Raw genomic sequence first — 19,747 nt, 5'->3', positions numbered from 1 at the left:
TTTGCTTTTGGTACTCATCTATCGATTTTAGATTTTAGATTTTGGATTTTAGATTGGATAATTGAAGAAAGCGACCCTGCGGGTGAATTGGGGGCGTGTACGCTGGATGCTTTTGGTTAAAGTAGCTTGACAAATTGCTGCTGGTACTCATCTTCAGTCATCAGTTCGTGGGTATTTTCCACTCTGTCTAAAAACACGATTCCATCTAAATGGTCGTGTTCGTGTTGAAAAATTCGGGCCACAAAGTCTGTCAATTCTTGTCGGTGGAGTTTGCCGTCTCTACTGGTGTATTCTATCTCGATCGCCCTACTTCTCGGCACTAATCCCCGAATCCCCGGAATGCTCAAACAGCCTTCCCAGTCTTTGACTGTCTCTGTTGATGCAGCCACAATCCGGGGATTAATCATCGCTGTGGGTTCCATGTGGGGTGCTTGGGGATAGCGCAGGTTGGGGCGGGATGCGACGATGAACAGACGATCGGACTGAGCCGCTTGAGGGGCGGCAATCCCCACTCCGTTTGCCTGCTGTACTGTAAATATTAAGCTGTCAATCAACTGTTGAATGCGATCGTCCTTAATATTCTCGACAACTTGCGATCGGCGGCGCAGCACAGGATTTCCTAATTGTGAGATTTGTAAGAGTTCTACCATATTAATTAGTCATTGGTAATTGGTAACAACCGTCAACTGTCAACTGTCAACTGTCAACCGTCAACCGTCAACCGTCAACTGCCAACTGTCAACCATCAACAGATTATCCAACTTTTTGAACCGGCAAACTCCCCGGTTTAACAGTCAAATTAACTATTTGCCCGTTACGGTTGATTTCCATTTGCAATAGCCCGCCAACCTTAGCATTTTGCACGAACTCCTGAACAGCTTCCGACTGAATAATCGGCTGATTATTAATTTTTTGAATCACATCTCCAGCCCGCAAACCGGCTGCTGCTGCGGGAGAATTAGGAACTACACTAACAATAGCCACACCCCGATCGACTGCAACTCGCAGGCTGCTGTTAGCGTTGCTGTTAATTTGCTCCTTAACATCGGGAGTCAGCGTCGCCATTTCAATGCCTAAATAAGCGTGTTCGACTTTCCCCGTCGTAATCAGTTCCTTCGCCACCTGTTGCGCCGCCTGAATGGGAATAGCAAACCCCAATCCTTGAGCACCTTGAATAATCGCCGTATTCATGCCAATAACTTGGCCCGAAGCATTCAGCAGCGGGCCGCCGGAATTCCCCGGATTAATTGCAGCGTCTGTTTGAATAAAACCGATCCGCTTGTCGGGTACGCCCACATCAGTGCTCGATCGCCCCGTAGCGCTAATAATCCCCGCAGTTACGGAATTGTCCAAACCCAAAGGATTGCCAATGGCGATCGCCCATTCCCCAGACAACAGCTTATCCGAATTGCCGATCGTCACCACAGGCACATTATTCGCCTCAATCTTCACCACAGCCACATCCGTCACCTTATCCGCCCCCAACACCCGCCCCTGAAAGCTGCGGCCGTCCTTGAGAGTTACATTTACCGTATCGGCTCCCTCTACAACGTGAGCGTTAGTGAGAATCAAGCCGTCTGCACCGATGACAAAACCCGAACCAGTGCCCCGTTCGATCCCGCCCCGGCCGCCCGAATTCGGTTCTCTGCCAAAAAAATCTTCCGGCGACAGCCCTCTATTTCCCGGTTTCACCAGGCGCGAAGCATCGATCCGAACCACTGCCGGGCCAACTTTTGCCACCGCAGCCACAATAAAATTCACATTAGTCCCGTCGCCCGACAAGGAAACCGGCGGCAAGACTTTCCTAGCTTGATCCTTTGTATTAGGAGGCAGTTGCAATTTCGGTTCCAGCGCCCTTTGTCGCGAATCGCCAGAATTTGCACGAAATTGAGAAACCGTCAGACGATCGCCCAACATGGCGGCCCCGGCTCCCGTTACCAGCAGCAATATGTAAATTGCCGGTTGCTTCCAAAATTTGCCAGTAGAACTCTTCATTGCCATGTTTTAAGGCTTTCCTGCCAAATCTAAATATTTGCTGATCCGCTCCCCGATACCTGGCGCAGGACTGCAGAGCCGCCAAATTTTTGGGCGATGGCGTCGGGCCCTCGCCCGTGCTACGGCAGACTCCCTTAAACTTTAGCATCTGAGGACTAAACTCTCTAGACTGTAGAATTAATATCTTGAATGCCGATCGGCAGAGGTGAGCAGTGGACATTCCCCTCGAAAGTCTGTGGAATCAGATACTTGAACGTCTCCAGGTACAACTGAGCAGACCTAGCTTTGAGACGTGGATCAAAACTGCCAGGGCCGAACAACTCGAAAATAACTGTTTGATAGTCAGCGCCCCCAACCCCTTTGCTCGCAATTGGTTACAAAAATATTACAGAGAAATCCTTGCCGATGCAGTCGCAGAAATTCTCGGCTATCCCGTAGACATTTACTTGACAATTGCCGGGGGAAACGAAACAGGCGGCAGCAGCGACTCGGCCATAATTTGGCCCTCCCCCATCGCCGATGTCCCGGAAAGCCACTCGCTTCACCCCCCCAAACCCGCCAATTTAAACCCCAAATACCTCTTTTCCCGCTTTGTCGTCGGTTCCAACAACCGCATGGCTCACGCCGCTTCCCTCGCGGTAGCCGAGTCTCCGGGCCGAGAATTCAATCCCCTATTTTTGTGCGGTGGCGTCGGTTTGGGCAAAACTCATTTGATGCAGGCGATCGGTCATTATCGCTTGGAAATTGACCCCAACGCCAAGATTTTTTACGTTTCTACTGAGAAATTTACTAACGATTTAATCGCCGCCATTCGCAAAGACAGTATGCAAACTTTCCGCGACCATTATCGGGCCGCAGATGTTTTATTAATAGATGACATCCAATTTATTGAAGGCAAAGAATACACTCAAGAAGAATTTTTTCACACTTTTAATACCTTGCACGAATCGGGAAACCAAGTAGTTTTAGCTTCCGATCGTCCGCCACAGCAAATCCCCCGCCTGCAAGAGCGTTTGTGTTCCAGATTTTCGATGGGATTAATTGCCGACATTCAATTGCCCGACTTGGAAACTCGGATGGCAATTTTGCAGAAAAAAGCCGAGTATGAAAATATGCGGTTGCCGCGAGATGTGATTGAATACATTGCTTCTAGTTACACTTCCAACGTTCGGGAATTGGAAGGTGCTTTGATTCGGGCGGTAGCATATCTTTCAATTACTGGTTTGCCGATGACTGTGGAAAATATCGCCCCGGTTTTGAATCCGCAAACAGAAAGCGTAGAAGCAACGCCAGATGCAGTAATTGCAGTTGTGGCTGAGGAGTTTGATGTTTCTGTTGAAGATTTGAAAGGAATTTCCCGCAGGCGAGAAATTAGTCTCGCCCGTCAAATAGGGATGTATTTAATTCGGCAGCATACTGGTTTGAGTTTGCCGAAAGTTGGCGAAGTATTCGGTGGCAAAGATCACACGACTGTGCTTTACAGTTGCGAAAAAATTGCTCAGTTGCGGAACACTGACCCGAATTTGGCTCAAACTTTGCGTCAGTTGAGCGATCGAATTAATGTTGTCAGCCGCAAAACTTGAGAACAAGTCAGTTGTCCGTTGTCAGTTGTCAGTTGTCCGTTGTCAGTTGTCAGTTGTCATCACTCCACGCAGTCAACAGTCAACAGTCAACAGTCAACAGTCAACAGTCAACAGTCAACAGTTAACAGTCAACAGTCAACAGTCAACAGTCAACAATTCCCAATGCCCCATAATAGACAATCTTGCCTGTGGAAAAACCTGTGGAAAAGTGGCCTTCTGTTTGTGGAAAACTTTACTAGATCGCCCGAAACAGCTTTTGCACAAAAATGGGCGGGCGACCGCACCAGCTTTTCCACAAGTTTTCCACAGGTATTTATTACCTATAAGTGACGCCCAGCAAGCAGTTAGCTTTGTTTTCCACAGTTTCCACAGGGCGATCTATACAAAAATAATTCAATAAATTAAAAAAAACTGGTGATCCCTACACACCCTACACAAATAGTTCGCGACGCGCGCTGACTTCAGAAACCCGGTTTCTACGAAGCTTTCTCGTTTTTACAGGCAAAATTTTGCCTAGAAACCCGGTTTCTAGCCCCATGCTTAAGCCCTACACACAGAAAAACCGACCCGCCGGCTTTCTGTGATACGATTTGTTTCTGTTTCAAATCCGGTTAATTAACCTTCCTACCATGAAATTGGTTTGCACCCAAAGTGACCTCAACGCCAACCTCTCGTTGGTGAGTCGGGCCGTTCCCTCCCGCCCGACACATCCGGTACTCGCCAACGTGCTCTTAGTAGCGGATGAGGAAAATCAGCGGGTTAGCTTGACAGCTTTCGATCTCAGTTTAGGCATTCGTACCAGCTTCGCAGCAGAAGTAACAGGCGGCGGCAGTTTTACCATACCCGCTAAATTACTCAACGATATTGTTTCGAGACTCCCAGATGGAGAGATTACTTTAGAAGACGAAGCGGGGGAAACCGTAGCATATCTCACTTGCAGTTCTGGCAGCTACCAAGTTAGAGGCATGGGCCCGGAAGAATTCCCTGAATTGCCTGCAATAGAAGGCGGAACAATCCTCAAATTGCCACCGGAAGCCTTGATAGAAGGACTCAAAGGAACTTTATTTGCTACTAGCCCCGACGAGGCAAAACAGGTACTTGCAGGCGTGCATTTAAAGGTATTGCAAGATTGTCTGGAATTTGCAGCTACAGACGGCCACAGATTGGCAGTAGTTCAAACTGCCAATGAAAAAGCTGAAGGCGAAGAAACCGCAGAAGAATTTGAAGTGACTGTCCCCGCTAAAGCATTGCGCGAAGTAGAAAGAATGCTGGTGATGCGGCAGTGGACTGAACCTGTCACCCTGCATTTTGAACACGGTCAAGTAGTGTTTGAATGGGCAGACCAGCGGCTGACAACCCGCACCTTGGAAGGGCAATATCCCGCATACCGGCAGTTGATTCCGCCCTCCTTTGAGCGACAAATTACCTTAGAAAGGCGATCGTTCTTAGCAGCAGTAGAAAGAATAGCCGTTTTTGCAGACCAAAAAAACAATATTCTCAAATGCAGCATCGACGAGGAGAATCAGGAAATTACTTTGTCTGTAGATGCTAAAGATGTCGGCTGTGGCAAAGAGTCAATGCCCGCACAGATTTCGGGAGACAGCATAGATATTGCTTTCAACGTGAAATACTTAATTGACATTTTGAAAACTGCTCAATCCCCAGAAATTCAACTGCAATTAAACGGTGCTTTAGCCCCAGTGATTTTCCAGCCTTTAGGCGGAGTTAATGCTACCTTCTTGGTAATGCCCGTGCAGCTAAGAGCTTAAAAAGAGTCAGTAGTCATTACTCAATAATCATTAGTCAACAATCACCGCTGCTGCAACCGGAATTGATCTAATTCATCTGCGTTAATCGGTGTTAATCTGCCCTCATCTGCGGTCAAAAAAAGATAATTTATTAACCGCAGATGACAATGGATTGACGCTGATTCACGCAGACAAAGAGAAGAGAGATAGGAATAATTCCGATGCTAATAGATTTGATATGAGTTATTGCTTCAAGTCAATGGCAACAAAATTTCAAATTCAGTACCTGTACCGGGGGTTGAATGCAAATTCAACTTGCCTTTATGCTTTTCCGTAACAATTTGATGGGTAATTGCCAACCCCAAACCGGTACCTTTTCCCGCCGGTTTAGTGGTGAAAAAGGTCTCAAAAATCCGCCGCTGAATTTCGGGCGGAATTCCCGGCCCGTTATCGGCAATTCGGATGGCTATCCAAGCGTTATTTTGATTTGTTTCCGCTGCTTCTGGGCAGAAGTCGCCGTTTTGACTGGCGGATGATAGCTGTTTGGCATTTTGTCGTAGCTTGCGGGGCGGGACGCCATCGCCCCTAACATAATTTTGAATTAATTCCGAATTCACGCAGTCTCCGTCACAACTGTCTATTACCTCAGTTTCAATCGTAATCGCAGGCATAAAACCTTGTTCTGCTTTTACCTCTTCCAAAGCGTCGATCGCATTGCTGATGATATTCATAAATACCTGGCTCAACTGACCAGAGTAACACTTGACTAAAGGCAAATCCCCATAGTTTTTAACTACTTTAAACCCGTACTTCAGACGGTTTTTCATAATTAGCAGCGTACTGTCAATACATTCGTGGATGTTAGCTTGCTTCAAGTGGGCTTCGTCCATGTGAGAAAAGGTGTGCAGGCTGGTGACGAGTTCGGTCAGCCTCTGCGATGAAACTTTCATACTTTTGAGAATTTCCACCCAATCTTCTTGCAAAAAATCAAATTCTATGTGTTTTTTGAGTTGATCAATTTTTTCGCTGTCACCCACAATCTCTTCGTAAGCAGACAGCAACTCCATGATGTCTTTCGAGTAGTTGGACAAAAAGCCGATATTTCCGCTGATGCAGGTGACGGGATTTCTAATTTCGTGGGCGACTCCAGCTACCATCTGTCCCAAACTGGCTAGTTTTTCGGTTTGAATTAGTTGAGATTGAGTTTGCTGCCTCAGCAATTTTGTTGCTAGTTCATGAATGTTGGATTGGGCTACTAACACTTCGTGCACGTCTAGCAAACTATAAGTTTGAGGCGACACTTGAACCACAATCGGTTCGTAAAGCAGTTCTTTCGATCGCAACAGCGACTTCCTGGCTGCATCCACGATTAAAGTATTGCTGGGAAAAATTAAAGTCTCTGTTTGGGCAAAGCGGTACAAAGCCCTCACAGGTCGCTTTAAAAATAATTCTCGCCCAAAAGGACGGCTAATAAATTCTAAAAATCTCCGCCGGGAAATCATACCGGCAAATTCACCTTGATGGGTCACAATGACTCCCGGTAACAGCGGATTAGCTTCTAACATCTGAGAAATTCGCATTCCCCAATCCGTAGCTTCTACCTGAAAATCGTAAAGCGACAATTGTTGGAGAGTAGAGTCTAAACAAAGTTCTCCTAGGTCAGCCTCGGAGATGGGTTGGACGGGTCTTTCTACGCAGGAGGTATTCAACATAAATTCATCAGCACGCTTTTTGGGGTTCTATTTGCCAGCAGACATTCAGCTACCAAAGGTCAGCAGGTGAGTTGCTGAGTGCTTTGACCGGCATCCCCCTGGCAAACTGCTTTTTAAATTACACAAAAAACTGACTGTAGCAAGGAAAATTTTACCACTTAAAGTATTAGGCAAGATTGAGGATTACCGAGATAAATGCGCCCTGGTAATTATACCTGACTTTATTTTATACTGACTTGAGCGGTATTAACGCTTGTTTCCACTATTTAACTATTTATTAATCTTAAGTTATCGTCTTAACCTTATGTTAATAAATTATGAGGCTGAGAAATATAATTGATTGATAATAGAAGAAAATCGGAATTGCCCGATCGCCCCTGCGATACAACGCCATGAAACAAGTTAAAAGCACAAAGCCTGGGCGATCACATCCCTGAGTTTTAGCTCGCTAAGGGCGATGGCGTCGGGCCCTCGCCCGTGCTATGGCATTTGAGGCGATTTCATCCCATCTCCCCGATCGGGTACTCGCAACCCCCCGTAACGGCCAGCCAGCTACACACCTGCCAGTGCCTCCCCTATAGGTTTGTAGTGAGGACTTTAGTCCTCGCTACAAACTAATTTGATAGCGATCGTTATATAAAACAGTTAGCCTCGCCCGCCATCTGCAAAATCTGCCTTGGCATTTGTTCTAAAATCAATTATTTTTACCCGAAATATCTATCAAATCGGCGACGGTTCGCAGAGTCAATTATTGATAGCCTGTACGCGAAGCGGAGCCGAATAAAAAATCAGTCAAACCCCACAGTTTTAACCAGTCCAAATCATTCAAGGTATCAGCATTGATTAAATTAGAATTTATACAAATCCCCGAAAAAAACACAAAAAAAAATTAACTCTATCTTAACTTAGTGCTATGCTTTGGTATGATCTACAAGGAGTTCTACCAAAGACGTATAGCTAAATAGCAATCTACCAGTAGGTGATCGATGCAACCCGCCCTGACAAATCAGTTAAATAATGCTTTCACCCTGTTTCTCAGCTTGTTAGTAGAGGCAATACCTTTTCTGCTGCTCGGAGTTTTATTTTCAGGTTTGCTGCTGGGGTTTGTAGACGAACGCAAACTCGTATCGCGCATCCCGCGAAACCCGCTGCTGGCGGCTTTGATGGGCAGTTCGATCGGCTTTTTGTTTCCCGTGTGCGAGTGCGGTAACGTGCCCGTAGCCCGCAGGTTACTGATGCAGGGAGTACCCGCACCAGCCGCGATCGGCTTTTTGCTCGCGGCCCCCACCATCAACCCCGTGGTAATTTGGGCTACTTGGACGGCATTTCGCGATCAGCCAGAAATTGTAGTTTTGCGGGTGGTATTTTCTCTGTCTATAGCCACAATTATCGGCTGGGTGTTCAGCGCCCAAAAAGACTTGCGGCCTCTGCTGCAACCCTCTGTAGCCCGCGCAATCCCCTTGCCAAAACCAGAGTTTTCCGAAAAAGAACTCGTCCAAGCTAACACTCCGCTGCTGTTGCAGTCGGGAACATTTATGCTCGGTCAGCCGGGGGGGGTGGTGCCGATCGAATCTTTGCTACAAGACGACTGGAAGCGATTACAAACAAGCAAAACAGAAAAAACCTCGAAACGTTCCTCAATGTTCCACCGCGTTTCTAAAGAGCGTTTGCGCCTGCTTTTAGATACTATGGTACAGGAGTTGCGCGAATTGGGAGGAGTGTTGGTAATCGGAAGTGCGATCGCAGCCATCATTCAAGTTGGCGCCCCCCGCGAACTAATTCTCAACCTCGGCCAAGGCCCCGTTTCTTCGATTATAGCAATGCTGCTATTAGCTGCAGTCGTATCGATTTGTTCTACAGTAGATGCCTTTTTTGCCCTGTCTTTTGCTTCGACATTTACCAGCGGTTCGCTGTTAGCCTTTCTCGTTTTCGGCCCGATGATTGACCTCAAAGGCATCGGTTTAATGCTGTCAATTTTTAAAGGTCGAGCAGTAGTTTACTTAATTGTCTTGGCCGCTCAGTTAACCTTTTTAATGACCCTCGCTGTCAACTTGCATTTAGGTTAAAAATAAATTAGCCCGGACTGACAACTAACGATAGATTCCCCATCCCAATGACTAATGACTAATGACCAATCACTATTAAAAAATGAATCTTAAAAAAATTAGCCCCTGGCTGGACGCCCTAGCTATCTTAGCCTGGGGAATACTGCTTCTTAAATATTGGCTCACCGGCAAATTAAGCATTCTCATTCACCCCAATTACTTTGGCTTGACTCTAGCAGGAGGAATCGGCTTAATGGTTATTGGCGGTTTAAAAACTTGGGAACTCTTAAAACTCGATCGCACCACAAAGCTATCGCGGACATCAACAGCAAATAACTCTCTCAGAACCACAGAAGTTGAACACGTTACTTTGTTTCCCCCCAGTATCGGCAGCACCTTAATGTTGGGCGTCGCATTAATAGGTTTACTAACAACGCCACGCACATTTACCAGCCAGACAGCATTAGAACGAGGCCTCACCGAATCCCTGCCCATCACCAGACTGCAACCCCAAGAATTTCGCAATACTACAAAACCCGAACAGCGATCGCTCGTCGAATGGGTGCGGCTGTTAAATTTTAACCCCGAACCCGATACATACAGAGATCAAAAAGTCAAGGTTCAAGGATTTGTAATTCATCCGCCCAATATAGCAGAACAATATATGTGGATCGGGCGTTTTATCATTACCTGCTGCGCGGCAGACGCCTATCCGATCGGGTTGCCAGTAAAATTACTTATCGGTCAAAGCCGCACCGCCTTTGCCCCAGACAGTTGGCTAGAAATAGAAGGAGAAACGATCGTAGAAGAACTTCAAGGCAAGCGCAAATTAATCATTCAAGCATCCTCCCTCAAACCAATTCCCGAACCCAAAAACCCTTATGATTATTGATGTGGAGTAAGTATGAGATTAAATTTTACCTTTATTGTGAGAGGGACACCTCAGACCCGTCCTCCCTATGCAAATTAAGACAAGGTACAGTCAGCTATAAAAGTGGCAACACCATCCTCTAGGAGTTGCCAAAAACAAATTCAGCAACTACACTCGTCATTAGTAAATAAACTCTGAGTATATGTCATCACAAAAAAAATTAGCAATCAAAGGTGCAGCCTGGACGATCGCCAGCTATGGAAGCAGTCAAATTATCCGATTTTGCAGTAACCTAATCCTGACGCGTCTGCTTGTGCCAGAACTATTTGGTCTGATGGGTCTAGCCTACGTTTTCATCACAGGGCTCCACTTATTCTCAGACATAGGTCTAGGCCCAAGCATCATCCAGAACAAGCGCGGGGAAGATCGTGAATTTCTCAATACCGCTTGGACACTGCAAGTCATTCGCAGCTTTTTCATTTTCATTTGTTTGATTATAATTACTTACCCAGTTGCTAGTTTTTATGGAGATCCCCGTCTTCGGTGGTTGATTCCAATAATAGGTATAAATTCCCTAATAGGAGGGTTTAAATCCACCGCCACATCCAGCCTAGAACGCAAAATGGCAGTGAAGAAAGTAGTAATTTTTCAGTTGGGCATACAGATTGTTTCTACTACAGTGATGATTGTCTGGGCCTGGTTCGATCGCAGCATCTGGGCGATCCTTGCAGGCGGCTTGAGTGGAGCTTTAATAGAGTTAGTATGGAGCCATTTTTTGATTCCCGGCAATTCAAACCGCTTTGCTTGGGATAAAGAAGCAGCTAAAGAAATATTTTCTTATGGTAAATGGATATTTTTGTCTACGGCTTTGTTTTTCTTGTGTTCTCAAGCTGATAGACTCATCCTCGGTAAAATATTTACTTTAACAATGTTGGGCATTTACGGCATCGCTTTTACTCTCGGCGATATGCCACGCCAAGTCATCATCGCCCTTAGCGGCAGGGTTATTTTTCCCTCGATTTCTATGCTGGCAGAGTTGCCGCGGGAGGAGTTGCGCGCGAAGATACTTAACAACCGCAAGCTAATTCTAATACCGTTAGCCGTAGGTTTAGCAATTTTTGTGAACTTCGGAGATCAGTTAATTTTAATACTGTACAGAAAAGAGTATGCGGCGGCATCTTGGATGATGCCTATCTTGGCTTTAGGTATGTGGCACACCACCCTCTCCAGTATGATGGGTGGTTGTCTGTTAGCCGTAGGAAAGTCTCAGTACGCAGCTATGGGCAATCTGCTGACTTTTGTGAATCTATGTATAAGTATACCGCTGGGATATCACTTAAAAGGTAATTTAGGTGCGGTGATTGCTGTAGCTCTCGGCGACCTTCCTACCTATGCAGTAATTAACTACGGTTTGTGGCGAGAAGGACTAACTTGTTTTTGGCAGGATATTCAATTAACAGCAATGTTTGTAGGGGTGCTGGCAAGTCTACTTTGGTGTAGAGTCACTTTTGGTTTGGGTCTGCCGATCGATAAAATATCACCGATGGATTTAATTCCCATCAATCAACTGTTTCAGTAAACAAACCTGTTGAAAGTGCAGCGTGTCCCACCTAATTAATATCTTAAGTTTCATTCAGTCCTGGAGGCCCCCCAAGTTTCAAAAACTAGGTTTGTTACGGAAAATAACTCGTTGCAGCCATTTACTGTGGTAAAAAAATGGCTTGGTGAGTGTTAGGAATGGGCCAATAAGTGTAAAATTTGACAGGGAAAATTTGGCAGTTAATTTTCAGCAGAAAGTAGGAGAGAAAGATTGGTGAGTATTTTTAAGAAAAAAATTAATCCTTCACCCTTCGCTATTGGGCCCTTCAAACAGCCGATCGACCGCACGGCGATCGTCCTCATCCTAGTGCTGAGCGTCTTAATCGGACTGCTGCTGCTGAGCGGCGATCGCACAGCACCCAGAGTGCGAGAATTTACCTGGGAAAACAAACAAATCGGCGCTGAAGATACCGGCTTTATCCTCACATTCTTTCGGCCCATGAACCAGCCCACCGTCGAGGAAAACTTAAAGTTAGAACCCCCCCTCCCCGGTAAATTTAGTTGGGCTGGAAGACGCATGGCTTACACCCTCAAAGATCCAGCACCCTACGGCGTTACCTACACATTAAAACTCGCTGGAGCAACCGATAAGTATTTCGGAGAAAAAAACCAAAATAAAGGAACGCCAATGCAACCGTTTAGCAGTTCGTTTCGCAGCCGCGATCGAGCTTTTGCTTACATCGGCGTCCAAGGCGAAACAGAAAGCAGATTAATGCTAGTCAATCTCACCAGCAGCGACTCGAAACCGATACCGCTGACTCCCAAAGATTTAGTCGTTACCGATTTTAAACCGTATCCTGACAGCGATCGCATTTTATTCTCAGCCACAGATCGATCGATCGCCCGTACTCGCGGCACCCTAAATCAAGAACTATTCACCGTCACCACCGGCCTCAACCCCCAATCTGGCTCAGGAAATCAACCAAAATACCCAGCCGGTAGAATCGACAAACTATTAGATGCCAAAGATTACCAAAACCTCAAATTCGACCTCTCAGCCGACGGAAAAATCATAGTTGTCCAGCGCGTCAACCGTCGCAATCCCGGCGATTTCAGTCCTTGGATTGTGGAAGAAAAAGTGCCGCCCAGACCATTGGAAAATGAACAAGGCGGAGATTTTATGATTCGCCCCGACAGCAAATCGATGGTAATATCTCAAAAACAAGGATTAGCGATCGTCCCCCTCAAACCCGAAGCAGACCCAGTAGAATTTTTACCAAAATACGAACAAGTATTGGGGATGGCCCGCGACAACTCAGCCGCCGCCTATGTTAAATACAACAGCGACTTTACTCGATCGCTTTTCATCTTAGATAACCAAGGTGTAGAACAAGAAATATTGCGTATTCCCGGCAGCATCATAGCCGTTTATTTCGACCCCCGCAAAAACCAAGACAACCAAGTTCAGCGTCTCTACTGTTTGTTAGCCCAACGCCTCAAAACAGAAAGCTACAAAGAACAGCCTTTCATCGCCACCATCGACCTCAAAAAAGAGGGTACTCGTTTGGTAGGAACCATCAAACCGCTGCTAATTTTGCCCAACCAATTAGATACCCAAATCAGTTTATCTCCCGACGGGCTGGCATTAATTTTCGACCAATCAGTCACAGCAGCAACTCCCTCAGCAGCAGACAATCCCCGCAACGATAGTGGACAGTCGATCGCCACCAGCCGCCTCTGGCTGCTACCCTTAGTAGAAATACCGACAGACGGTTCTCCCGCAAAACTACAGCCCGAAGAACTTCCCTTTGCCGGCTATCACCCCCGCTGGCTACCATAAACCAATTTGAGATTTAAGATCGCACTGCTGACTAATGACTGGTGACTAACCTAAAATCTAAAATCTAAAATCTAAAATCATTATGACTCCCGAAGAAATTAGCAATAGCCTTAAAGACTTATTTGGTGACAGTGTTGAGATGCCTGCTGCCACTTCTTGGCAAGTAGAAACCCCCAATTTTCGCCTGTTAGTCCTCCTTTCAGAAGACGGGAGTTGGCTGCGGATTTTGCTGCCGATCGCCGATGCCCAGGAAGCTCAACCATTTCTTGATAAACTGCTACAAGCTAACTTTGACACCACCCTGGAAACTCGCTACGCCTTACATCAAAACGTTTTGTGGGGAGTATTTCAGCACAGTTGTGCCACACTCGCGGCTGCCGATTTCTCAGCCGCCGTCGCCAGACTGCTGGCTTTGCAAGAGAGAGGTTTCTCTGACTTTTTCGACGGTTTGATAGAAAGCCGCATCCGTCAAATCATCAAAGCTGCGAAGATGCAAGGACAGTCTGTGGAAACAACCCTTCAGACTTTAGACCGTTTCTACGCAGAGGGATTGATGGGTGAAATGGAACTAGGCCGAGAGTCTCGCGAAAATACTCTCGCCGCTTGGCGGTATCAGCTAGAACGCCTCTGGCCGGAGGTGGAACCCTAAGACGATTGCAGATTGCAGATTGCAGATTGTAGATTGCAGATTGCAGATTGCAAAAAACTGATGACTATCGAGGTTCGGAAGTTGCCTAAAGTTGCATTTCTTTTGAGTGGTATAGCAACCGCGGCCGACGCTTAGGATGTTCTTAATTCCACAAACCCTTGGGGAACATTGCTTCTTCCTTCTCTCCTAGATAACTAAAGCCTTCCATCCGTTACATTCGGTTACATCCGAAGAAAGCGAATCTGTTACCGAACTTCTTTTGACCTGGCCCCTAGTCTTGACAATTGGAGTCTGCAAGCCCCTTGGACAATGGCTAATCCGGGCCCTCAAACCCTCCAAGGATGCCCTTATATTCACTGATAACTCGCTCGCGGTTCTCCAATTCCCTTCAATTACCAAAAAAATGGTATAATTGATTACAAAAATTCCTTATAAATGTTAAAAATTTTCGGAAAATACCCGATCGCAGGTATATCATGGTAAAAAGTTTAAAGCGCCTACTCCGTAAGTTCGACAAAAGCTTCGATCGTTTAATATTGACTTAGAAACAAAATCTTGAGCAGACAATGCTACTGCGATCGGGTTTTCCCATCGGGTGCTGTTGTAATTTGACAAATTAGCAACTAACAGCTACGAATTACCAGTTACAAATTAATAGCAACTTAAGTTGTGAATTAATACAATATTTAACAGGGGTTTCATCTATGTTTGCTGTGCGTGAGACTAGCTCGGAGTTATCAGTGTTGCATATACCTGAATTTTGTACTTGGAACATCTCCTTAGAATCAACTCTCCTAGACCTGCCACTCTCCAACTGCCAAATTGAAATAACTCAACAGGCAAAAGAAGTAGCCCAGGCTTTTGAAGAAAATTCCATGCTTCCAGGCGTCATTTTGACAAATGGGGGTAATTTTGTCGGCATCATATCCAGGCGTCTATTTTTTGAAAAAGTTAACTGCCGCTACGGAGTAGAAATGTTTTTCAAGCGACCAATAGAGGTGCTGTACAAGTTTGCCAAGCCAGAGGAACTCGTACTTCCCGCCAGTAAATTAATAGTAGAAGCCGCCCAGGAATGTCTTTACAGATCAGCCGAATTAATTTACGAACCCGTAGTAGTGGAAATAGCCCCCCAGACCTACAAGCTGTTAGACGTACACCAATTAATGGTCGCTCAATCAAGAATTCACGAATTAACAAATAAGTTACTCCACACACAAACCCAAGCCAAACTCATCCAAACAGAAAAAATGGCGAGTTTGGGGAGGATTGTAGCAGAAGTAGCCCACGAAATCAGAAATCCGCTGAACTGTATTTGGGGAAATTTAACTTTTCTGCTGTCCTATTTTGAACACTTGCTTCAGCTAATGTCGGTTTATGAAGAAGAATATTCGGCACCCTGTCCCCGAATTGATGCCCTTAAAAAAGAAATTGAATTTGATTTTTTACAAGAAGATTTGCCGATCACCTTAGAAGGGATGGAGTTGGGAGCCTCGCAATTGCTAAAAATAGTTAACGGGCTGCACCACTTCTCTCACATGGACGAGACAAAACCAGCCGAGACAGACATTCACGAATGCGTGGAGATGACGCTGTTAATTTTGAAAAACCGCTTTAAAAACAGCATAGAAGTGGTTAAAAATTACGGCGAACTGCCGCTAGTTAGCGGCTACTCCGGTCAGTTGAGTCAGGTATTTTTGAATTTGTTAGTTAATGCTCTAGACGCCCTGACAGAGTACGCAGCCGATCGAGAAATACACACCCCGTGCCGGGACAACTGGCAGCCCCAAATCGAAATTACCACTAAAGTTATAGAAACCGAACACGGCAAGCGGGTGGCAATTTGCATTGCCGATAACGGGCCCGGCATTCCCCCAGAAAATCACCAGCAGATATTTGACACCTTTTTTACCACTAAACCAGCAGGCAAAGGCAGCGGTATGGGGCTGGCTATCTGCAATCAAATCGTCACAGAAAAGCACGGTGGCCAACTGAGAATGCGATCGCAACCAGGTAAGAATACTGAATTTGAAATTCTCCTGCCTATAGTTGGCACAACATGATTAACTCCAGAATATTCTCGGTTGTTCGCTCAGAAAAGTGAAATGATAGGGTAGCTTAGTAGTAGGTTCTCATTTCACTTTCCCAGCGTTTCGGCAACTAAAAGTTCCAGTGGCAAATAAATTCAGTTCCAAACTCATTGGCCCTTCACTCTCCGAAGGCAGCCATCAAGACCTTTCCCTAGAATCTACCCTCTGGGATTTGCCCCTGTATGAATTTCAGGTTAAATCGAGCTGCTTGGCGGTGGCAGTTGCTGAAATGTTTGAACAGCATCCCCTAGTGCCGGGAGTCGTCTTGATGGAAGCAGAAGAGTTTGCTGGCATGATATCCCGCAGGCAACTGCTGGAATATTTGCTCAAACCCCAAGGCCCAGAGCTATTTTTGCACCTGCCACTAAAAGTTCTCTACAGTTACGCTCGCCTCGAAATATTATTGCTCGCAGAGAGTACAACCATTTTGGCAGCAGCCCCACAAGCTCTGCGTCGATCGCCCGAATTGCAGCCAGAACCGATCGTCGTCCAAATAGACTCCCAATCTTACCGACTCTTAGACCCTAACGCACTAAACATCGCGTACTGGCAAATTCGTGGCATAGAAACTCAAGTCCGCTACGAAAGAGCCCAAACTCAAATGATTCAAAGCGAAAAAATGGCTAGTTTAGGGCGTTTAGTCAACGGAGTTGCCCACGAAATTTTAGATCCGGTAGGCTTTATTTGGGGGAATTTAACCTACGTCAGCGACTACAGCAAAAACTTGATGGAATTGCTCTCAGTTTACGACGCGCACTGTACCAACCCCCCGCCGGAAATAGCACGGCTCAAAGAAGAGATCGACTATGACTTTTTGCAAAACGATTTTCTCCGAACTGTTGCCAGCATCAAATCAGGAGCAGAACGTTTGAGCAAGTTGGCAACCAGTTTGCAAAACTTCTGCCACATCGACGATATTTATCCCAAACCCACCGACTTGCACGCCAACATAGACAGCATACTTTTGCTGCTCAAAAGTCGTTTGACTAGGGAAATCCAAGTAGTGAAAAACTACGGCTACCTGCCACCAGTGCCATGCTATGCAGGACAGCTAAACCAAGTATTTATGAATATATTGACGAATGCTATTCATACATTAATTAACGAAGCAGTCGGTCAAGAATTGGCGAAAGAGTTCAAAGGTGGAGGACTCAAAGAGTTCGATCGCCAGCCTAAAATTGAAATCACCACTCAAGTCTGCTGTCCCGAACCTGCGCCGGATTTAGACAAGCTTCATGTTCGCTGGGTGTCGATTTGCATAGCAGATAACGGGCCAGGAATGTCACCTAGCAAGTACAAAAAAATCATAGAATCATTCTCTACGGAAAAACGCGCCCTCAAAGAAACCAGTTTAGCAGTTAGCTATCAAATCGTGACAGGCAAACACGGCGGTGCATTCAGAATGCGATCGGAGTTGGGAATTGGCACCGAGTTTGAAATTTTGTTGCCCTTATGATCCCGCAGTGCGAGCGCCCAGATGCCGGGCTTCAGGTGCGATCGAGCAGATATTTATATTGAGCGTAAAGCACAGACAACCATCTGTCTATTTCAATAGCTTGCTGCTATAGCTAAATACTATTTGTAAGTCTATACTAAGATCAGCTAAGACTAGCTGTGACTGTTGCTGGTCTATGACCTAGGAAAAACAGCACTTGCCGATCGAATAGCGTTGCTGTAGCCAATGATTAAGGTGAAGTAATGAATCAATCTATTTTTAACAATCTTACCTTCTGCACTTTCAGTACCAGTCAGATTATGGTGCGCGAAGTGCTTGAAGACTGGCTATCTTTTCTGGGGGGGCGGCCAAAACAAGTAATTTTCGCTGTGTCGCCTGCTGATAAACCGCCCCCGATTTATCAGGAACTTTTGGCTGAAGGGCTGATTGACGAGCTCGTGTATGTAGACTTGCGCGGGAGATCGGTGGGCGAGACAGATGCAGAGGGTATACGCGTGGCGATCGAGGCGGCTAAAACAGATTGGGTTTTACTCGCTAAACTCGATACTCTGCCCTATCGCAAGGGTCACGAGAATTGGCTGGATGAGGTAATGCAAAGAGTTCAAAAATATAACTGCTTTGGGTTTACAGGTTCTTTTCCTTCGCCAGATATGCAGTCGCTAGAGCCTGGTTACTCAAAAACTCAGAAGTTCAGCAACAATTTTTCAATTTTTCGAGGGACTGAATGGATAGAGGTAATTGATAGCTATGTGGGTAAAAAATTCGACGGGGCAGTAGCAAAAAATGCTCTGTACACTAAAGAAAGTCTTCGATTTGCTAATGAGGCCGCGATCGAGAGTTTTTTGGAAAAGAATCAGCGATATATGTTAGTTCGTTGGGAAACGCCGGAATGGACTGTTTTTCATGTTAATGTATGGGGAGAGCAACTGCGACAGATTCGCGATCGCTACCTCGCCAGAAAGGACATTAGTTCATTCCTAAATACTGGTAGACCCCAACAGATTGGCTTTCACCCTTGGGATCTGTATTACGGCTATCCCAAACCGCCACTGATCGAGCGTTTCAAAATCTTTGTGGGACGATGGCGCCGGATAATCTTCAGAAACCAGTAAAGGGAAGGCGACTCGTTTAATTAGCAATCGCCAAATTCCACAGCCACAAAATCACTGGAATATTGATACCACCTGGGGTATTTTTTGGCGAGTGCAAAGTTAGTTAGCAATTTTTTCTACAGTCTTCTCCTAGTTGATATTTTTTTATCTACCTTCAGTAATTACGCAAAAGTAACGTATTTTTATCGCCAAGCGTTGGTCGTGCAGCAATCTCAAAATCTTGCTACATCCTGATAATGCGTAATTCCTGTACCTTTCTAAAATCGGAGGTAAAACATTAATTATGCAACTTAGATATCTAACTGAGTACCGCACATTTTACAAAATCTAGCATTAGCATCGTGTACAGACCAACCGCAACCTTGACAAACAGCTTCTCCGTGATTAGCACTTTTAACTAATTGTTTAATCAAATCCCCCAATTGCCAAGGAATCAGAGCAATTCCCGTCAAAATCATCAAAATAGTCAGAAAACGACCGGATTCCGAAATCGGAGTAACATCGCCAAATCCCACCGTAGTCATGGTGACAACCGAGAAATAAACAGCATCCAAAAAAGTTCCAAAACTTTCGGGATTTGCCGGATGTTCGACTTGATAAATCAAACCAGAATAAACAAAAATTATTGCCAGCAAAGTAAACAAAATCCGAGCAAAAATCACCCCATCTTCGCTGCTGATGCGGAAAATAGAAATTTTCAATTCCAGAAAGCGGATGAGTCGGAGAATTCTAAACCAGCGAAAAATTCGGATAAAACTAACGTTGACAAATCCCAGTAAAAATGGTAAGATTGCCAGCAAATCAATAATTGAAAAAAAACTAAAAATAAATTTAACTCGATTGTCGGCACACCACAGTCGCAATAAATACTCAACTGCAAAAACGATTAAAAGGACGGTATCGAGAGTTTGCAAATTAATTCTAACAGTTTCCGAAATCGGGTAAGTTTCGGCGATGAAGCTGGTCGAAGATAGGAGAATTAGTCCGGTAAGAGTTAAATTGACGGTTCGGCCAATGGGGGTTTCGATGTCTTCGAGATAAAATCCAATTTGCGATCGGGTTAACATAGATGAGATAATTAATACCATTTATGAGGTAAGGGAATTATCG

Annotated in this window: 15 protein-coding genes; 11 read left to right on the top strand and 4 right to left on the bottom strand. The window is 45.4% G+C overall.

The window, feature by feature from the left end; translation table 11 throughout:
- Window positions 1-116: 116 nt before the first annotated feature.
- Window positions 117-650, bottom strand: a complete 534-nt coding sequence (def, locus tag QUB24_RS23380; protein ID WP_333155867.1) for a peptide deformylase — start codon at window positions 648-650, stop codon at window positions 117-119.
- Between the two features lie 103 nt (window positions 651-753).
- A complete protein-coding gene (locus QUB24_RS23375) occupies window positions 754-1,995 on the bottom strand; it encodes an HhoA/HhoB/HtrA family serine endopeptidase (RefSeq protein WP_333155888.1) in 1,242 nt (413 codons plus the stop codon).
- A 212-nt stretch (window positions 1,996-2,207) separates the two neighbouring features.
- Between QUB24_RS23375 and dnaA the strand changes: the two genes are divergently transcribed.
- From dnaA to dnaN, 3 genes are all read left to right on the top strand, one after another.
- Window positions 2,208-3,578: a chromosomal replication initiator protein DnaA gene (gene dnaA, locus QUB24_RS23370; protein ID WP_333155865.1), complete on the top strand. Its 1,371-nt coding sequence runs from the start codon at window positions 2,208-2,210 to the stop codon at window positions 3,576-3,578.
- The gene (locus QUB24_RS23365; RefSeq protein WP_333155864.1) at window positions 3,556-3,978 is read left to right on the top strand and encodes a hypothetical protein; all 423 of its coding nucleotides are present in this window, start codon (window positions 3,556-3,558) and stop codon (window positions 3,976-3,978) included. Before dnaA ends, QUB24_RS23365 begins: the two co-directional genes overlap by 23 nt.
- Window positions 3,979-4,207: 229 nt before the next feature.
- On the top strand, window positions 4,208-5,347 hold the full coding sequence (gene dnaN / locus QUB24_RS23360; RefSeq protein WP_333155863.1) for a DNA polymerase III subunit beta: 1,140 nt from the start codon (window positions 4,208-4,210) through the stop codon (window positions 5,345-5,347).
- A gap of 230 nt (window positions 5,348-5,577) precedes the next feature.
- Here dnaN and QUB24_RS23355 read toward each other — a convergent pair whose 3' ends face one another.
- Window positions 5,578-7,038, bottom strand: coding sequence for an ATP-binding protein (locus QUB24_RS23355; RefSeq protein WP_333155862.1), 1,461 nt, complete (start codon window positions 7,036-7,038; stop codon window positions 5,578-5,580).
- 986 nt (window positions 7,039-8,024) lie between these two features.
- Between QUB24_RS23355 and QUB24_RS23350 the strand changes: the two genes are divergently transcribed.
- From QUB24_RS23350 to QUB24_RS23315, 8 genes are all read left to right on the top strand, one after another.
- Window positions 8,025-9,104: a permease gene (locus QUB24_RS23350; RefSeq protein WP_333155861.1), complete on the top strand. Its 1,080-nt coding sequence runs from the start codon at window positions 8,025-8,027 to the stop codon at window positions 9,102-9,104.
- Window positions 9,105-9,186: 82 nt separating this feature from the next.
- A complete protein-coding gene (locus tag QUB24_RS23345) occupies window positions 9,187-9,975 on the top strand; it encodes a TIGR03943 family putative permease subunit (RefSeq protein WP_333155860.1) in 789 nt (262 codons plus the stop codon).
- 181 nt (window positions 9,976-10,156) lie between these two features.
- Window positions 10,157-11,533, top strand: coding sequence for an oligosaccharide flippase family protein (locus QUB24_RS23340; RefSeq protein ID WP_333155859.1), 1,377 nt, complete (start codon window positions 10,157-10,159; stop codon window positions 11,531-11,533).
- Between the two features lie 234 nt (window positions 11,534-11,767).
- Complete coding sequence (locus tag QUB24_RS23335) at window positions 11,768-13,333, top strand: hypothetical protein (protein ID WP_333155858.1); 1,566 nt, start codon at window positions 11,768-11,770, stop codon at window positions 13,331-13,333.
- 82 nt (window positions 13,334-13,415) lie between these two features.
- On the top strand, window positions 13,416-13,982 hold the full coding sequence (locus QUB24_RS23330) for a hypothetical protein (protein ID WP_333155856.1): 567 nt from the start codon (window positions 13,416-13,418) through the stop codon (window positions 13,980-13,982).
- A 704-nt stretch (window positions 13,983-14,686) separates the two neighbouring features.
- The gene (locus QUB24_RS23325) at window positions 14,687-16,042 is read left to right on the top strand and encodes an ATP-binding protein (protein ID WP_445300432.1); all 1,356 of its coding nucleotides are present in this window, start codon (window positions 14,687-14,689) and stop codon (window positions 16,040-16,042) included.
- Between the two features lie 109 nt (window positions 16,043-16,151).
- The gene (locus QUB24_RS23320; RefSeq protein ID WP_333155852.1) at window positions 16,152-17,525 is read left to right on the top strand and encodes an ATP-binding protein; all 1,374 of its coding nucleotides are present in this window, start codon (window positions 16,152-16,154) and stop codon (window positions 17,523-17,525) included.
- Between the two features lie 242 nt (window positions 17,526-17,767).
- Window positions 17,768-18,637 (top strand): hypothetical protein, encoded by an 870-nt coding sequence (locus QUB24_RS23315; RefSeq protein ID WP_333155850.1) that lies wholly within the window; start codon window positions 17,768-17,770, stop codon window positions 18,635-18,637.
- Between the two features lie 290 nt (window positions 18,638-18,927).
- Here QUB24_RS23315 and QUB24_RS23310 read toward each other — a convergent pair whose 3' ends face one another.
- Window positions 18,928-19,725: an ion transporter gene (locus QUB24_RS23310; RefSeq protein ID WP_333155849.1), complete on the bottom strand. Its 798-nt coding sequence runs from the start codon at window positions 19,723-19,725 to the stop codon at window positions 18,928-18,930.
- Window positions 19,726-19,747 lie beyond the last annotated feature (22 nt).

It is taken from the genome of Microcoleus sp. B9-D4 (assembly GCF_036705105.1).
GTDB lineage: Bacteria > Cyanobacteriota > Cyanobacteriia > Cyanobacteriales > Microcoleaceae > Microcoleus.
The sequence above is the reverse complement of the archived record's forward strand: the minus strand, read 5'-3'. Positions and strand labels throughout refer to the sequence as shown.